Origin of the sequence: Nonlabens spongiae, assembly GCF_002117125.1 — a bacterium.
In the GTDB taxonomy this organism is placed as follows: domain Bacteria; phylum Bacteroidota; class Bacteroidia; order Flavobacteriales; family Flavobacteriaceae; genus Nonlabens; species Nonlabens spongiae.
Window position 1 is genome coordinate 2982965 of the sequence record NZ_CP019344.1, and the last position, 16613, is coordinate 2999577.

Sequence of the window (16613 nt, forward strand, 5' to 3'; positions counted from 1 at the left end):
AATAATTGTAACTTTGCCTTATGAAAAATAATTCTTGCATAAGACAACAGGCAGATATTGAACAGATAAACCGTTGTAAAAAGACAGTTTCAGAATTAAACGAAGCATTTGATTATTTAGCAAATGGACTTTCATTGGTTGGAAATAGTGTAAGGCTGAAAATTCTTTACCTACTCTTTGAGGAAAAAAGACTTTGCGTTTGTGATTTAAGCGACATTCTCGGAATGAACATTTCTGCCATCTCTCAACATTTGAGAAAAATGAAGGATAGAAATTTATTGGAAACCGATAGAGAAGCCCAAACCATTTTTTACTCACTAACCCCTGAATATTCAACATTGTTAAATCCGTTTTTTGAAATACTCGATAAAAACAAAGTTTTAGAAACGATATGAAACGTGAGAACAAATTAATTGGTGTAGGTTTACTTGCTGCTATTACTGCTTCATTATGTTGTATTACACCCGTTTTGGCTCTAATTGCAGGAACAAGCGGAATTGCTTCAACATTTTCGTGGATAGAACCTTTTAGACCTTATCTAATCGGGCTGACAATTTTAGTTCTTGGTTTTGCTTGGTATCAAAAACTAAAACCTCAAAAAGAAATTGACTGCGAATGTGAAACAGACGAAAAACCAAAATTTATACAATCAAAAAAGTTTTTAGGAATTGTAACTGTATTTGCATTTATTATGCTGGCATTTCCATATTATTCATCCATTTTTTATCCAGATAATAAAAAAGAAGTAGTCATTGTAAACCAATCAAATATTCAAACTGTAAACTTTAATGTTCAAGGAATGACTTGTGCTGGCTGTGAAGAAAGCATAAAACACGCTGTAAATGAATTGGACGGTATTATAAATGTAACCCCTTCGTATGAAAAGGGAAGTACCTTCGTAGAGTTTGATAAGTCTAAAACCTCTAAGATAGCTATTGAAAATGCAATTAATTCTACAGGTTATAAAGTGACTGGCAAAAAAGAAATAGAATGAAAACTATATTAAAATCAGAAATTACTTGTCCGAAATGTGGACACAAAAAAGAAGAAGAAATGCCGACGAACGCTTGTCAATTCTTTTACGAGTGCGAGAATTGCAAGACGGTTTTGAAACCTAATGAAGGGGATTGTTGTGTCTATTGTAGTTATGGCTCTGTAAAATGTCCTTCTATTCAAGAGAAAGAAAGTTGTAATAATTCCAGTTGTTGCTAAACAATATAATTTTCAAATTATGAAATCGGAAGAGCACAAATTACCCACTGATTTAATCTTGGATATTAAATCCAGATTAAAAACTTTGAGTGGTCAATTAAACGGCATTGTTAAAATGCTTGATGAAGGAAAGGACCCCGAACAAATAAACATACAGTTCAAATCCATTGATAAGGGGATTCAAAAAGCACATTACTTACTGCTGGATGAAGTCTATCGAAAAGCACTTGCTATTGGAATTGTAAAGGCCGTGGACTCTTGCCCAGGCAATTGTGGCAATGAAGATAAAATTGAATATTTAAAAAGTGAATTCCCTAACTTGGAATTATCTGATTTGACCAATCGCTTAAAAGAAATCCAAACCATTGAAACCAGATTAAAAGACTACAACGAAAAAAAAGATTAAAAAAAGTTTGGTGACCCCCTACCTCACGTTCTCATCTTTGTTCCATTATTAATTTAAACTTAAAATAAGATGAAACGACAAATCGAGATTTTTACAGCAGGTTGCCCAGTATGCGAGCCTGTGGTGCAATTAGTAAAAGAAACAGCAGGAAAGGACTGCGAAATCACACTTCATAATCTGTCTGAGCAATGCGAAAGTAAAATCTGTGTTTCAAAAATGAAGGAATATGGGGTTACAAGAGTTCCTGCCATTGCTGTTAACGGAAAACTATTGAATTGCTGTACCAACATCAAAATCACAAGAGATGATTTGGTAAATGCAGGCATAGGAAGCTGTTAGGTATGGCAATTACTAAATTAAACAAAAAAGCATCTATGGGGACTGCTGTATTTTCAGCAGTTTCCCTTAAACTATGCTGCTGGGGCCCTTTGCTACTTACAAGTGTAGTTGGTATTAGTGGGAGTTCTGTCTATTTTTCTTGGCTTATTGCATTGAAACCTTATCTATTGGCCATAGCATTTTTGTCATTGGGATTGGCTTTTTATCAAGTTTATAAAAAAAAGAAAGTGGACGATTGTGGCAACTGTGAAACTGATAAACCATCATTTTTTAAGTCGAAATTCTACTTGTGGTTGGTTACAGCGTTTGTTGTTACAATGACATTGGTTTCTTATTATCCACAAATATTTCACCCAACGGCCACAAAAGGAATTGTTGCAACAAACAATACACATATTCAAACTGTAAAGTTGAATGTTGAAGGGATGGTATGCTCTGGTTGTGAAGAAAATATCAATCATTCTGTAAACAAAATTAATGGGGTTACAAATGTAACTACGTCTTTCGAAAGAGGAACTTCAATTGTAGAATTTGATACCACTAAAACGAATGTCGATGAGATAAAAAAGGTCATTCAATCAAAAGGGTATTTGATTACAAATAGTAGAGACTGATAGACACGTATCCATTGCGGTGATAAAAGATAAATTAAAAACGACTTATCCAATAGGTTAGTAATAATTTGTGAAGAGAAAATTCTACAAATCATTCAGCATATTACGTAACACATTAAGGTCTTTTAATCCTGAAATTTGTATCATACAAATAAGAATGGGTTTATGGAGACAATCAGCATATTTGAAACCAAAGAAAAGAATACTAAAAAAGGAGTAAAGGAATCATTTCCGGTTACGGGAATGACCTGTGCCTCTTGTGCAGCGAGTGTTGAATCTGTATTAAAACATACCGAGGGAGTATTTGACGCAAACGTCAATTTCGCGAACAGTTCTGTTATGGTAGAGTATGATGAGGGGTTGAACCCTAATCAACTTCAAAACGCGCTTCGTGAGGTCGGTTACGATATTATAATTGATGCCGAAGACCCTTCGGAAGTACAGCAAGAACTTCAGCAAAAGCATTATCAGGACATAAAAAACCGTACCATCTGGTCGGCGATACTTACGCTACCCATTTTTGTGTTGGGAATGTTCTATATGCAATGGGAACAAGGCAAATGGATTTCATTGGTATTGGCCTTTCCAATTCTTTTTTGGTTTGGGCGCAGTTTTTTCATCAATGCCTTCAAGCAGGCCAAACACGGTAAAGCAAATATGGATACCTTGGTGGCGTTGAGTACCGGAATCGCCTTCCTCTTTAGTGTATTCAATACCTTTTTTCCTGAATTTTGGTTAAGTCGTGGCATCGAGCCTCACGTATATTACGAAGCGGCTACCGTGATTATCACCTTTATTTCCTTGGGGAAACTATTGGAAGAAAAGGCAAAATCAAATACCTCTTCAGCCATTAAAAAACTAATGGGGCTTCAGCCTAAAACCCTTAAAATTATTGAGAATGGGGAAGAGAGGGAAATCCCTATTTCATCCGTACAGGTTGGTCAGACCATTTTGGTACGTCCCGGAGAAAAAATTCCTGTTGATGGCGAAGTTTCCAAGGGAAGCTCTTATGTAGATGAAAGTATGATTACGGGAGAACCTGTTCCAGTTCAGAAATCCCAAGGGGAAAAGGTGTTCGCTGGTACCGTTAATCAAAAAGGAAGCTTTCAGTTTACCGCTGAAAAAGTGGGTGGGGAAACCCTGCTTTCCCAAATCATTAAAATGGTTCAGCAAGCGCAAGGGAGTAAGGCACCCGTTCAAAAACTGGTCGATAAGATTGCCGGTATATTTGTTCCTGTGGTATTGAGTATTTCCATTGTAACCTTCATTGTCTGGATGTCTGTAGGAGGCGATAATGCCTTTTCACAAGCCTTATTGACCTCTGTAGCCGTTTTGGTTATCGCTTGCCCCTGTGCCTTGGGCTTGGCAACGCCTACCGCCATAATGGTGGGTATCGGCAAAGGAGCTGAAAATAATATTTTGATAAAGGATGCCGAAAGTTTAGAGCTCGGCCATAAAGTGAATGCAGTAATCCTTGATAAAACGGGTACGATTACAGAAGGAAAACCATTGGTCACCGATATACTCTGGAAGGATAAGCTTAAAAATCAAAAGCAATACAAGGAAATTCTCTTGGCTATCGAAGCACAATCAGAACATCCTTTGGCAGAAGCCGTAGTCAATCATCTGAAAGGGGAAAACATTGAACAAGCAGAAATTACTTCCTTCGAAAGCATTACAGGAAAAGGAGTAAAGGCGCAATCAGAGAATGGTTCAAAATATTATGTGGGCAACCATAAACTAATGGTCGAAAAGAATATTCAAATTGATGCTTCTTTAATGCAAACGGCAGAAAGTCTCGAAGAGAAGGCAAAAACGGTCATATTCTTTGGTGGCGAAAATCAAGTGCTCGCGATACTCGCCATAGCGGACAAGATTAAAGAAACTTCAAAAAAAGCCATAGCTACGCTTCAAGAAAGAGGCATCGAAGTCTTTATGCTCACGGGAGATAACAATAAAACGGCTTCTGCCGTGGCACATCAGGTAGGAATAACAAATTATCAAGGCGAAGTAATGCCTTCGGACAAAGCGGCTTTTGTTGAAAAATTACAGACGGATGGAAAGATAGTAGCAATGGTTGGCGATGGTATCAACGATTCGCACGCATTGGCGCAAGCCAATGTAAGTATTGCAATGGGTAAAGGTTCGGATATAGCAATGGATGTAGCAAAAATGACCTTGATAACATCAGATTTGCAATCCATCCCAAAAGCATTGGAACTGTCAAAAAGAACCGTGTTGGGCATACGTCAGAACTTATTCTGGGCATTTATCTACAACATCATCGGTATTCCAATTGCAGCGGGAGTTTTGTATCCCGTAAATGGGTTTTTATTGGACCCGATGATTGCAGGTGCAGCAATGGCATTCAGTAGTGTATCCGTAGTTGCAAATAGCTTAAGATTGAAACGAGTAAAACTTTAATAACAAATAAATTCAATACAATGAAAACTTTAAAATTTAAAACAAATATCAATTGTGGTGGGTGTGTATCAAAAGTAACCCCTTTTTTAAACAAACAAGAAGGTGTAGAAAGTTGGGAAGTAGATACCTCTAATCCTGATAAAATCCTAACCATTGAAAGCGATGGTGCAACCGAAGAAGATGTAAAAACGGTTTTGCAAAAAGTGGGATTCAAGGCTGAACCTGTAGATTAATACGTTTTTTTAAGATGGTCTATATTTTAATTTCTGTTGTGATTATTCTTTTTACTGTTCATTTTTATAGAAAAGCGAAACGTCATAGTGTAAAGCCATTTCCAGAGCATTGGCACAAATTATTAATGGACAATGTTCTGTTTTATAGAAATCTTTCAAACAATAGACAGCTAATTTTTCAGCAAAAAATAATGCAGTTTTTAAGTGAGGTCTATATCGATGGTGTGCAGCTTGAACTGGAAGAATTGGATAAGATTTTAATTGCGGCAAGTGCAGTAATACCTGTTTTTGGCTTCAAAGAATGGCATTACACCAATTTAAGCGGTATCCTTTTATATCCAGATTATTTTAATGAGGATATGCAATTTAGTAGTAAGGATAACGCACGGAATATTGGTGGAATAGTTGGGAATGGAAGGTTCGAGAAACAGATGATACTTTCCAAAAAAGGATTGTATCACGGCTTTAAAAATACAACGGATAAAAGTAATACTGGCATACACGAATTTGTGCACCTTATAGATAAGTTGGACGATAGAACAGACGGTGTGCCAGAGCGGCTAATGGAACATCAATATGCCATACCTTGGTTAAACTTAATCCATAAAGAAATGGAAGCGATAAATGATAACCACTCTGATATCAGAAAGTATGGAGGCACCAATCAAGCTGAATTCTTTGCTGTAGCTTCGGAATACTTTTTTGAACGTCCGGACTTGCTTAAAAAGAAACATCCTGAATTATACAGGATGTTGGTTAAATGTTTTAATCAGAAACTTATAGGTTCAATTGAAGTGTAGTACACCTTAAGAGGTACAGTTTGCTGTAGGACAATTCAAAAGTTAACAACGCTATCTAAAGCATCATCTGCTTCTTTATGGATAAAATTTGCCTGATAATTCAGTGTAGTTTTCAAGTCACTATGCCTATATAGTTTTTGTAACATTAAAGGATGAATAGAATCACCGGCAATATTGCCAAAAGTATGTCTGGCAATGTGCATTGTAATCTTCTTGTCAATTTTTGCTTTTTTGGCAATGGATTTTAAGTTATCGTTAAATTTTTTGGTTGCCGTTTTTCTTTTATTATAAATGTCTTTTGCATCATCCAGATTGGCCTTTTTCAATTCAGGAAAAACAAAATCGGTAGCGTGTTTTTTATCATCTCTGTAGAAATCTAAAATACTTAGAACCTTATCTGGAATTTTTAAGGACAGTAGTTTTGAGTTTTTATTCATTCTATAATGAAGCCTATTGTCGTATATGTCTGACCACTTTGTCCAGAGTACATCAGTAACCCGCATTCCTGCAAAATTGAAGCTAAATAGCCAAACATTTCTTGTATGAATTTCATTGTAGGTTAGATTATCTAAAGCTTCAATAGCTCTTACCTCAATAATATTCAACCCTATTTTTGTAGTCTCAGGAAACTTGATTTTAATTTTGTCACCACCGAAAGGATATAGTTCCCTACTGACTATTTTTAGCTTTATAGCTCTGTTGAATAATAAGCGGATTAGGACAAGTATATTCATTATTGAAGTCTCAGCTAGGCTGTGCTTAACCTTGAGGTATATCATCAATTTTTTAAGAAATCGTTCATCAATTTCTTGAAATGAAAGCTGTTTAGATTTGTGATATTTTACAATATAACTAATCAATGCGCTGTCCGTAGATAGACGGTTTAACTTTTCTGCAACTTCCAGTTCGTCCAGATGTTCTTGTGCCAGTTCAAAGAAAGTTGAGGAATTCCCTGAGGCATAAATTTCTTTTTTAATCTGGTTTGCTGAAGCATCTTTATATTCGGACTGTAAATCGATAAGTGCTTTATTGGCATCAGAAAGTTGTTGTGATAATAACTTGTTTAGGCTATCGGCATTTGAATTTGATTTTTTTACCCGAAGGTTTTTCTCGTCCCATTCCTCTAAATCGATATAATGACCAACATACTGATAGGTAGAGCGACGGTTTTTTGTGATTCGAATAGCTAATGGATATTGACCTTTAACGTTCGGTTTTTTACGAAGAACTATTTTTGCATTTGATGACATAATTGACCTTTTTTGAGTACGAAAGTCAAATCAGGTACAACATAGGTACAACATTTTGTTTTTTGCACAATTTCTGTTGTAGTCTTTCTATAAAGATACATATTTATTGGTCTTTTTAGGTACAACATAGGTACAACAAATGTTGATGTTAACTGATATTAATTGACTTTAAAGAAAATGACAAAACACATAAGTAATTGATAATGAGTGTTTTTGTGTTTCTTTGGTGCAATATACGCTAGACTTAGGATCTAGTGCCGCAAGGTGTGCAGGTTCGATTCCTGTCATCCGCACAGCAAGCCGAAGAGTGATCTTCGGCTTTTGTTATTTATGGCGTCGGTTTACATCATTTACTCAAAGAAACTCAATAGGTTTTACACGGGAAGCTGCCTTGATTTTGAGGAGCGATTGCGATTGCACAATTCTGGGTATTATTCAAAAAGCTATACTTCAAAGACTGACGACTGGACCGTTCACATTTTGATTTCTGATCTGGAATACGAGCAGGCAAGATCAATCGAGCGACACATCAAGGAAATGAAGAGCCGAAAATATATTTTGAACCTCGCAAAATATCCTGAGATAGTGGATAAACTGATCGTGGGATTCAGAGCTGGCTCGTGAAATTTTGATGCCGCAAGGTGTGCAGGTTCGTTCCGATAGCTATCGGAACCTGTCATCCGCACAGCAAGCCGAAGAGAGATCTTCGGCTTTTGTTATTTATGGCGTCGGTTTACATCATTTACTCAAATAAACTCAATAGGTTTTACACGGGAAGCTGCCTTGATTTTGAGGAGCGATTGCGATTGCACAATTCTGGGTATTATGCAAAAAGCTATACTTCAAAGACTGACGACTGAACCGTTCACATTTTGATTTCTGATCTGGAATACGAGCAGGCAAGATCAATCGAGCGACATATCAAGGAAATGAAGAGCCGAAACTATATTTTGAACCTTGCTAAATATCCTGAGATGGTAGACAAACTTATCATGAGATTCAGGGCTGGCTCGTGAAATTTTGATGCCGCAAGGTGTGCAGGTTCGTTCCGATAGCTATCGGAACCTGTCATCCGCACAGCAAGCCGAGGAGAGGTCTTCGGCTTTTGTTATTTATGGCGTCGGTTTACATCATTTACTCAAAGAAACTCAATAGGTTTTACACGGGAAGCTGCCTTGATTTTGAGGAGCGATTGCGATTGCACAATTCTGGGTATTATTCAAAAAGCTATACTTCAAAGACTGACGACTGGACCGTTCACATTTTGATTTCTGATCTGGAATACGAGCAGGCAAGATCAATCGAGCGACATATCAAGGAAATGAAGAGCCGAAAATATATTTTGAACCTCGCAAAATATCCTGAGATGGTGGATAAACTGATCGTGAGATTCAGAGCTGGCTCGTAAAATTTTTGATAGCGCAAGGTGTGCAGGTTCGTTCCGATAGCTATCGGAACCTGTCATCCGCACAGCAAGCCGAAGAGTGATCTTCGGCTTTTTTTATTTGATCAATCTATCTTTTTTTCTCGCTTTCGCGAAAGCGAGATATCACAAAGCTTATTGAAAGTATTTAGGTCATTTTCCAGACATGACAAATAAGGGAATGTCGCTGAACATCCCAAACTCCATCGCCATATTTGTGGAGAATAATTTAGAAAGAAAGCTGTGTTTACGGTTACCAAAAGCAAGCATACTGCTGTCCCGGCTCTCAATAAAGTGTCGCACGCCCTCTTTTACATCATGACCGGTAACATGATGAAATGTATGCGGAATGCCTTGAAATTGACCCTCTAGCCATTCTCTATTTTTAGATTCTGAGGTATTAAGTTCCTTTTCTTCTGCTACATGAAGGATACATAAGTGTCCTTGCAAGAAATGGATGACCTGCTTGAATTGCTCGATTTGATTTTTGTGGTATTTCAGCTTGTAATCTGTGGTAAGGACGACTTCGTGCGTATCCTTCACCTTGAAATCAAGAGGTACACTCAATATTGGGCATTCATCAACGTATTCCATGGTATGAATGGCATTACTACCAAAGGCTTTTTTCTCGTAATTTGAGGCTCCTTTAGTTCCCATCACGACTAGGTTGATCTGCTCTTTTTTGATCACAGATTTCATAGCATCATCAAGATCGTCTAATGAAGTAATGATTTCATAGCTATGATCTGTCGCACTAGAAGACGCTGTAATCCTTTTAACCGCTTCTTTTAAACCCTTGAGTGACTTGGATTTTTCGTTCTCAAGCTCATAATCCTTAGAAGTAGGGCTATTCAATGCAGCTCTATTGCCAAATTCCATCTTGTAGACATTAATAAAGAAAAAGATACAAGGCTGATATTTGAAGAGTTCTAAAGCATAGTCAATCGCATTATTTGCGTTTAATGAAAAATCTGTAGGGATAAGAATTTTGGTCATTTGTGGTGCTTTTTCATCAAAGATAAGCATCATTAAGAGGCTTTCAAATTAAATCTGAAGTGCTTGTGATAGCCATAAAACTATCGGGACGAACCCCTGACCATCCCGATGCAATCGGGATGCTCTTTTTCTTTCATTTTTGATCAATTCTTGAATTTTGACCCTGCTTTTCCATTTCTTAATCTGTTGTTCTCGATCCATGGCTTCTGATCTGATTTTGCAAGATTCAAAATAGACGATTTTCATATCCTTGACACTTGAAGTAAATCCGTTTTTACTCTGTAGATGTTTGGCGAGCCGTTGCTCAATATTTTACGTTGCACCGATATAATATCGATTCAATTTTTCAGAAAACAAGATATAAGTGAAGAATTCCATAAAACAAAAAAAGGCTTCCGTTTCTGGAAGCCTTCTGTGGGCGCGAAGGGATTATTAAAAATGATCCCTATTGCGAGACCGCTTATGCAAATAGTAAGATACTCGCTCACGCGGCTACTTTTTCATTTTAGGCATTCTAATGAGTAGCCTCATCACATGCCTAAAATAAAAAAACCGCATCTATTGATGCGGCTTTCTGCTTGATGTGGGCGCGAAGGGATTCGAACCCCTGACCCCTTGGGTGTAAACCAAGTGCTCTGAACCAACTGAGCTACGCGCCCGAATATGTTTTCACAGGTTTCGGAGTCCTGCTGCTCTGAACCATCCCGATAGCTATCGGGAGAGCTACGCGCCCGTAGAAACATTGTTTCTCTAAGCGGATGCAAATATAAACTCTTTTTTCATTGTACCAACTATCGAAAGAAAAAATATCAGATTATTTCTGCGACTACAAACGTGCTTCCCGTAGCAAGAACCATATCTTGAGATTTTGCCATTTTTAGAGCGCCCTGATAAGCTTCATGAACGCTGGAGTAGCTCGTAAATACTAAGCCACAGTTTTTTATTGCTTGTTGCAACGCCTCCACCGCCAGACCTCTAGGAATATCCGGTCGGCATATGTGATAGATTGCATGTTTTGGTAAAAGAGAAAGCACCGCATCTATATTTTTATCGGCGACCATGCCCAGCACGATGTGTAGGGTCTCAAACTCTTCTTTGTCCACTTGCGCCATAACCATTTTGATGCCCGCAACATTATGTGCCGTGTCACAAACTACTTTGGGTTGTAGCTGCAACACATCGTACCGACCTCGCAAACGGGTGTTTTTGACTATATTTTTGAGTCCGCTTTTCAAGTCTTCATCACTAACTGTAAAGTCGGACACCTTATTCAATTCCTGAATCACGGCCGTCGCCACTCGTACGTTGTCTTTTTGATAGGATCCTAAAAGATCGGTAGGGAGTGCTTGCTTTTGATGATTGACAAAAGTAACGGGAGCGTTTATTTTGTCTGCGCTTTCGCGAAAGCGAGACTTCAAATGACTTCTTTTCTCACCGATTGCCACTGGCGTATTTTCCTTGATAATGCCCGCTTTTTCTCCTGCAATTTTAACCAAGGTGTTTCCTAGAACTGCTGTATGATCCTTGTCAATATTAGTGATGGCACAAACCAGCGGTTTGATGATGTTAGTAGAATCCAGCCTACCTCCCAGACCGGTCTCGATCACCGCAATATCCACCTTCTGCTCAGCAAAATATTGAAACGCCATGCCCACGGTCATTTCAAAAAATGACAATTGATTGGCCTCCAAAAATTCTTTGTGTTTTTGGACAAAATCAACCACAAAAGCTTGCGAACACATCTCGCCGTTGATCTTGATGCGCTCTCTAAAATCCTTGAGATGAGGTGAAGTATAGAGGCCTACTTTGTAACCGGCTTCTTGTAGAACGCTGGCGAGCATGTGGCAGGTAGATCCCTTACCGTTAGTTCCCGCAACGTGAATCGTGGGAAAACGCTCATGCGGATTCCCAAGATGGTCGTCTAATAAAATGGTGTTGTTGAGATTGGCTTTGTAGGCTACTTTTCCCTGCCTTTGATACATGGGAAGCTGGTTAAACAGCCATGAAAGGGTCTGCTTGTAGTTCAATTTACTGTCCTACTTTGAAAACAACTTCTATGAATCCTATCTGGATCGGGTTTGCTTCAGGAGCTGGCGTAAATTTGTAGGTTTTAGCGCTTTGTTGTGCAGCTTCCAGTAAGCAAGCCGCTGTATTTGTACTACCGCGTTTACCAGGCGTGGCTTTAACCACACGACCCTGCCGATTTACCTCAATTTCTACTATGACCGTACCGGTCTCGAAGCAATCTGGTTTAACACCTTGTCCAGCAACTTTGCCACGACCACTTAAGCCGTAACCTTTACCGCCTTGTCCATTGCCAGGGTTGCCGTAATAGGTGTTAGCATAAGGATTTCCATTGAGCTGACCTTTATTTCCAGGTCCGTCACCTGGACCTTCACCGTCGTTGTTTTCCCCATCGACTTCTTGAGCGCCTTCCACATTACTGATGGCGTCAAGTACACTGCTAGATGGTTTGGGCTTAGGTTTTTCGATTGGTTTTTTGACTTCAGGCTTTTTAACCGGCTTTTCTACAGGTTCTGTCACTGTGGGATCTGACTCGATGGTCGGCGCATCGGTATTTTCTTGAGTTTGGACGTTGTCTACTGGCGAGGTTTCAGTAGGTTCTACTGGCTCTGGGTTGGACGGTGGAGTTACTTTAGTAGGTGCCGGCTGAAAATTGTTCCCGCTACCTACGTCAGTATTCCCAAAATTCACTGCGATACCGCTTTCTTGGGGTGGCTCAATAATATTGAGAACAGATACAAACCTGAAAACTGCAATCACTGCAAGTATCAATAATACACTCAGTATCATTGATTTTTTTTGCTCTTTTGTATCCAAATATCCCATAATCAATTAGGTTTTGTGGCAAGCACGCAGGTAATGTCGTTTCTGTTTGCGATATCCATAACCAGCACAGAATTACCTACTTCGCTACCCGTATCTGCTCTTAAGATGATAGACGGCTTTTCCTTGCCTTCAAGCAAACTCAAAATCTGTGCCTCCATTTCTTCAGGCTCGACTTTGGTTGCATTGACATAAAACTCACCTTCTTTTGAAATACTCACAGTAACTTTTCCTTGAGTCTTGGTTTTACCACTGCTGCTAGGCAATAATAAGTCAAGCGCTTGTGGTGTAATCGATGGTGAGGTCAAGAGAAAGAAAACCAGCAACAGAAACACGATGTCTGTCATGGAAGACATGGAAAACTCTGGACTTACCTTATTTCTACCTCTTAAATTCATAATTAAGCAGGTTCATTTAGTAAGTCGAGGAAGTCTACGGCATTTGCCTCCATCTGGTGCACTACCTTATCTGTTTTTACAACGAGGTGATTGTAACCTATGTAGGCGATAATTCCCACAATAAGACCGGCAACCGTGGTGATCATTGCGGTGTAGATACCACCGGCAAGATTCCCCATATCAGCAGAACCACCAGCCTCAGCAAGTTGTCTAAACGCGAGAACCATACCTATTACCGTTCCCAAGAATCCGATCATGGGCGCGGCACCGGCGATAGTTGCCAGGATACTTACGTTTTTCTCTAGTTTATAGACTTCAAGCTTGCCCGCGTTTTCAATCGCTTGATTGATGTCTTCAAGCGGTGATCCTATACGGCTGATACCTTTTTCGGTGAGTCGGGCGACTGGTGAATTTTCTTTGGCACACAGCATTTTTGCCGCATCTATGCGTCCGTTTGCTACGTTATCCTTGATCTGCAACATGAAATTGTCATCGATTTTGGAGCTTTTATTTATTGCCATTAATCGTTCAAAATAGATATAAAAGGCTACAAATAATAAGATGATCAATACTATGATGATCACGGTACCGGCGGTTCCGCCAGCTGTGATCAGGCTTAATAGGGATTCTGATTTCTCGTGAACGATCGGTTCTTCCACGATCTGTTCTGCAGTTTCTTGAAGGAATAGACTCATTTAGTCGCTAGTTGTTGATGGTGTTAACGTGCAAATAGTGTAAAAGATTGTGTAGGTCCTCAAACTCGCGCTTCGACTTCACTCGGCTAACTTTATCTCAACTCATTCGGCACTTCGGCTCCGCTCAATGACCTCAGTTTTGATAAAGCTTTTTTATAGTTACGCTTTCGCGAAAGCGAGACAAAAACAAACGCTTTTGAAACCAGTTACAAGTATAATCAATTCTACAGATAAATGTAGACTCCGGCGAGGCCAACCAATGTAAGAACAATCGTATAAGGCAATGCCATTTTTACCATTCTACCATAGGAAAGATTAATCACAGGGGCAAGGGCTGAGGTAAGCAAGAACAAGAACGCTGCCTGCCCGTTAGGCGTCGCTACACTAGGTAAATTTGTACCCGTATTGATCGCCACGGCAAGATGCTCGTATTGTTCTCTTGTGATTGTTCCAGCGTCGTAAGCGGCACCCACTTCGTTAATGTAAACTGTGGCTACAAATACGTTATCAGAAATCATGCTCAAGAAACCGTTGGCCAGGTAGAATATTGCTGGCTGGCTGCTCGGATCTTGATGTAATGCCCAGTCAATAATGGGAGCAAACAAATGCTGATCGTGGATCATTGCCACGATCACAAAGAATACAACGAGTAATCCTGTAAATGGTAATGCTTCTTCAAAAGCTTTACCTAAACTGTGCTCGTCAGTAATTCCCATAAAAGCCGTCTGGATAACAATGAGTCCTAGACCTATAAATCCTACGGGTGCGATGTGCAATGCAAGTCCAGTAATCAACAATATAGCTGAAATCGCTTGAACGAACAATGCATACTTTTCTTTATCCGTACGTTCTGCGTCTCGCTTCTCCATCCAGCCTTCAATAATCTGACGCACAACAGGAGGCATTTTTTGACCAAAGCCGAACGTTTTTGTCGTCTCTAGCAAAATTGTAGTCAAAATCCCTGCAAAAAGAACAGGAATCGTAATGACTGACATGACTTTAAAGAACTCAACAAAGTTCCAACCTAATTTTGCACCTATGAGTAGGTTTTGTGGTTCTCCCACAATTGTACAAACGCCTCCTAGCGCCGTACCTACCACGCCATGCATCACAAGACTGCGCAAAAACGCTCTGAATTTTTCTAGCGTTTCCCCACTAAGCTGCTCGCGGTCGAGGGTGTTATCGTGATCCAGGTCCAGATCGCTGGAATGAATTTTATGATAGACATTATAAAAACCTAGACCCACGCTTATCAATACCGCAGTCACCGTTAAAGCATCAAGGAAAGCTGATAATAAAGCACTTAGTACGACAAAAACAAGTGAAAGCACCAGCTTAGACTTGATTTTAGTAAACAGCTTCACGAATATGTACATGAGCAGCGGCTTCATGAAATAGATACCTGCCACCATGAAGACTAAAAGAAGAATTACTTCTAAGTTGTTGCTTACTTCTGCATAAACACCGTGCTCAGCGCCTGGATGACCTGGCGTGGTGAGTCCCAATGCCAAAACCTGAATCGCAAGCAAACCACCAGATTGTAGTGGGTAGCATTTAAGAGCCATCGCAAGACAAAAGATGAATTCACCTATGAAAATCCAGCCTAAAATCGTTCCAGAAATTCCCGCAAAAAATGCTACGGTATTAAATACCAGAAAGGCGAGCATGGTGTATTTGAACCAACTGGGACTGTTACCTAAAAAGTTTTTAAACATTATACGAGTTGTTTTAATGCAATTTCAAAAGCGGTTGCGCTTATGTGTTGTTTTGAACTGTTGTTGTTGAACGTATTTTGGATGGCGTTTCTTATGGTCATGCTGGTGTCGTTGAAAATGGCCTCATCAGTCATTTGAACGCGACGCTCCATGAAGTAGGCAAAGACTCGCGCCATACCACAGTTCGAAATAAAATCTGGAATCAGACTCACTCTGGAATCTGTATTTTCCATGATGGGACCGAAGAAAATTTCCTTATCAGCAAAAGGAACATTTGCACCACAAGAAATCACTTCAAGACCTGAATTGATCATGGTGTCGATCTGTTCCTGACTGATCAATCTTGAAGCTGCACAAGGGGCAAAAATTTCTGTTTCCAGCGACCAGATTTGTTTGTTGATATCCTCAAAAGACATCATGTTATCGGCTTTAAGCGCGTTTCCGTCTTTGTTGAGGAAAAGTTCGGTAATCTCCTCGTGCGAGAAACCGTCTTTATTGATCAATCCACCTGCGCGGTCAATGATACCTACGATTTTTGCGCCTAACTGAGAAAGATAGAACGCCGCAGCGCTCCCTACATTACCAAAGCCTTGAATGACGGCTCTCTTACCTTTTATATCTCCACCATAAATATTATAGTAGTGGTGTACGGCTTCTGCAACTCCGTAACCGGTAATCATATCGGCTACTGTGTATTTACGGGAAACATCTGGTGAGAACTCAGGGTTTTCTATAACCTTGATCACACCGTGACGCAACTGACCTATACGATTGATCTTATCAGCCTCAGTAGGGGAGAAGTGGCCATTAAAAACACCCTCTTGAGGATGCCATACGCCACTGTTTTCTGTAATCGGGATCACCTCGTGTATCTCGTCCACATTCAAATCCCCACCAGTTCCGTAATAACTTTTTAACAAAGGAGAAACGGCTTTATACCAGCGCTCCAAGACGCCTTTTTTGCGTGGATCTTGTGGGTCAAAGTTGATTCCTGATTTTGCGCCGCCTATTGCAGGTCCTGAGACCGTGAACTTGATCTCCATGGTTTTTGCTAGAGAGAGCACTTCGTTTTTATCAAGACCTTCTCTCATGCGAGTTCCACCGCCGGCAGCACCGCCTCTCAGACTATTGATTACTGTCCAGCCTTCGGCTTCTGTTTCTGGGTCATTCCAGTGAAAAACGATTTCTGGATCTGCGTTTTCATAGCGTTTAAGGAGTTCTTTCATGTCGTATTTTGGATGTCAGCAAATATAACGAGAGT

21 protein-coding genes and 1 tRNA gene are annotated in these 16613 nt (G+C 39.7%); 12 read left to right on the forward strand and 10 right to left on the reverse strand.

Annotated features, from left to right (window positions below; translation table 11 throughout):
• The first annotated feature begins 20 nt into the window (after positions 1 to 20).
• The 9 genes from BST97_RS13680 (at position 21) to BST97_RS13720 (ending at position 6028) form a co-directional block, all read left to right on the forward strand.
• Positions 21 to 395, forward strand: a complete 375-nt coding sequence (locus tag BST97_RS13680; protein ID WP_085767762.1) for an ArsR/SmtB family transcription factor — start codon at positions 21 to 23, stop codon at positions 393 to 395.
• Entirely contained in the window at positions 392 to 994 is a 603-nt protein-coding gene (gene merTP, locus BST97_RS13685) for a mercuric transport protein MerTP (RefSeq protein WP_085767763.1), read from the forward strand. The genes BST97_RS13680 and merTP overlap by 4 nt, the downstream gene beginning before the upstream one ends.
• Positions 991 to 1212, forward strand: coding sequence for a GDCCVxC domain-containing (seleno)protein (locus BST97_RS16185; RefSeq protein ID WP_085767764.1), 222 nt, complete (start codon positions 991 to 993; stop codon positions 1210 to 1212). Before merTP ends, BST97_RS16185 begins: the two co-directional genes overlap by 4 nt.
• Positions 1213 to 1231: 19 nt before the next feature.
• Positions 1232 to 1618 (forward strand): metal-sensing transcriptional repressor, encoded by a 387-nt coding sequence (locus BST97_RS13695; protein ID WP_085767765.1) that lies wholly within the window; start codon positions 1232 to 1234, stop codon positions 1616 to 1618.
• A gap of 69 nt (positions 1619 to 1687) precedes the next feature.
• Positions 1688 to 1957 carry a thioredoxin family protein gene (locus BST97_RS13700; protein ID WP_027066246.1) on the forward strand — a complete coding sequence of 90 codons (270 nt, stop codon included), beginning with the start codon at positions 1688 to 1690 and terminating at the stop codon, positions 1955 to 1957.
• A 2-nt stretch (positions 1958 to 1959) separates the two neighbouring features.
• On the forward strand, positions 1960 to 2571 hold the full coding sequence (locus BST97_RS13705) for a cation transporter (protein ID WP_085767766.1): 612 nt from the start codon (positions 1960 to 1962) through the stop codon (positions 2569 to 2571).
• A 165-nt stretch (positions 2572 to 2736) separates the two neighbouring features.
• Positions 2737 to 4995 carry a heavy metal translocating P-type ATPase gene (locus BST97_RS13710; protein WP_085767767.1) on the forward strand — a complete coding sequence of 753 codons (2259 nt, stop codon included), beginning with the start codon at positions 2737 to 2739 and terminating at the stop codon, positions 4993 to 4995.
• 20 nt (positions 4996 to 5015) lie between these two features.
• A complete protein-coding gene (locus BST97_RS13715) occupies positions 5016 to 5228 on the forward strand; it encodes a heavy-metal-associated domain-containing protein (RefSeq protein WP_085767768.1) in 213 nt (70 codons plus the stop codon).
• A gap of 14 nt (positions 5229 to 5242) precedes the next feature.
• On the forward strand, positions 5243 to 6028 hold the full coding sequence (locus tag BST97_RS13720; RefSeq protein ID WP_085767769.1) for a M90 family metallopeptidase: 786 nt from the start codon (positions 5243 to 5245) through the stop codon (positions 6026 to 6028).
• Positions 6029 to 6063: 35 nt separating this feature from the next.
• Here the strand turns inward: BST97_RS13720 and BST97_RS13725 are convergent, their stop codons facing one another.
• Positions 6064 to 7278 carry a site-specific integrase gene (locus BST97_RS13725; protein ID WP_085767770.1) on the reverse strand — a complete coding sequence of 405 codons (1215 nt, stop codon included), beginning with the start codon at positions 7276 to 7278 and terminating at the stop codon, positions 6064 to 6066.
• A 330-nt stretch (positions 7279 to 7608) separates the two neighbouring features.
• On the opposite strand from BST97_RS13725, the gene BST97_RS13730 reads away from it, so the two are divergent.
• The 3 genes from BST97_RS13730 (at position 7609) to BST97_RS13740 (ending at position 8686) form a co-directional block, all read left to right on the forward strand.
• Positions 7609 to 7902 (forward strand): GIY-YIG nuclease family protein, encoded by a 294-nt coding sequence (locus tag BST97_RS13730; protein WP_085767771.1) that lies wholly within the window; start codon positions 7609 to 7611, stop codon positions 7900 to 7902.
• Between the two features lie 98 nt (positions 7903 to 8000).
• Positions 8001 to 8138, forward strand: a complete 138-nt coding sequence (locus tag BST97_RS16415; protein WP_085767772.1) for a GIY-YIG nuclease family protein — start codon at positions 8001 to 8003, stop codon at positions 8136 to 8138.
• A gap of 254 nt (positions 8139 to 8392) precedes the next feature.
• The gene (locus tag BST97_RS13740) at positions 8393 to 8686 is read left to right on the forward strand and encodes a GIY-YIG nuclease family protein (RefSeq protein ID WP_085767773.1); all 294 of its coding nucleotides are present in this window, start codon (positions 8393 to 8395) and stop codon (positions 8684 to 8686) included.
• Positions 8687 to 8854: 168 nt separating this feature from the next.
• Here BST97_RS13740 and BST97_RS13745 read toward each other — a convergent pair whose 3' ends face one another.
• The 9 genes from BST97_RS13745 to BST97_RS13790 all read right to left on the reverse strand — a co-directional run bounded on the left by BST97_RS13745 (position 8855) and on the right by BST97_RS13790 (position 16578).
• Entirely contained in the window at positions 8855 to 9730 is an 876-nt protein-coding gene (locus BST97_RS13745) for a universal stress protein (protein WP_085767774.1), read from the reverse strand.
• A gap of 15 nt (positions 9731 to 9745) precedes the next feature.
• Entirely contained in the window at positions 9746 to 10006 is a 261-nt protein-coding gene (locus tag BST97_RS13750) for a GIY-YIG nuclease family protein (protein WP_085767775.1), read from the reverse strand.
• Positions 10007 to 10281: 275 nt separating this feature from the next.
• Positions 10282 to 10356: transfer RNA gene (locus tag BST97_RS13760), tRNA-Val, on the reverse strand.
• Positions 10357 to 10506: 150 nt separating this feature from the next.
• Positions 10507 to 11679 (reverse strand): bifunctional folylpolyglutamate synthase/dihydrofolate synthase, encoded by a 1173-nt coding sequence (locus tag BST97_RS13765; protein WP_245833586.1) that lies wholly within the window; start codon positions 11677 to 11679, stop codon positions 10507 to 10509.
• Between the two features lie 46 nt (positions 11680 to 11725).
• Positions 11726 to 12511, reverse strand: a complete 786-nt coding sequence (locus BST97_RS13770; protein WP_245833587.1) for an energy transducer TonB — start codon at positions 12509 to 12511, stop codon at positions 11726 to 11728.
• A 38-nt stretch (positions 12512 to 12549) separates the two neighbouring features.
• Positions 12550 to 12942: an ExbD/TolR family protein gene (locus BST97_RS13775; RefSeq protein ID WP_085767779.1), complete on the reverse strand. Its 393-nt coding sequence runs from the start codon at positions 12940 to 12942 to the stop codon at positions 12550 to 12552.
• A 2-nt stretch (positions 12943 to 12944) separates the two neighbouring features.
• Entirely contained in the window at positions 12945 to 13637 is a 693-nt protein-coding gene (locus BST97_RS13780) for a MotA/TolQ/ExbB proton channel family protein (protein ID WP_085767780.1), read from the reverse strand.
• A 224-nt stretch (positions 13638 to 13861) separates the two neighbouring features.
• Complete coding sequence (gene nhaB / locus BST97_RS13785; RefSeq protein ID WP_085767781.1) at positions 13862 to 15352, reverse strand: sodium/proton antiporter NhaB; 1491 nt, start codon at positions 15350 to 15352, stop codon at positions 13862 to 13864.
• Positions 15352 to 16578, reverse strand: a complete 1227-nt coding sequence (locus tag BST97_RS13790) for a Glu/Leu/Phe/Val dehydrogenase dimerization domain-containing protein (protein WP_085767782.1) — start codon at positions 16576 to 16578, stop codon at positions 15352 to 15354. Before BST97_RS13790 ends, nhaB begins: the two co-directional genes overlap by 1 nt.
• Positions 16579 to 16613: the final 35 nt, after the last annotated feature.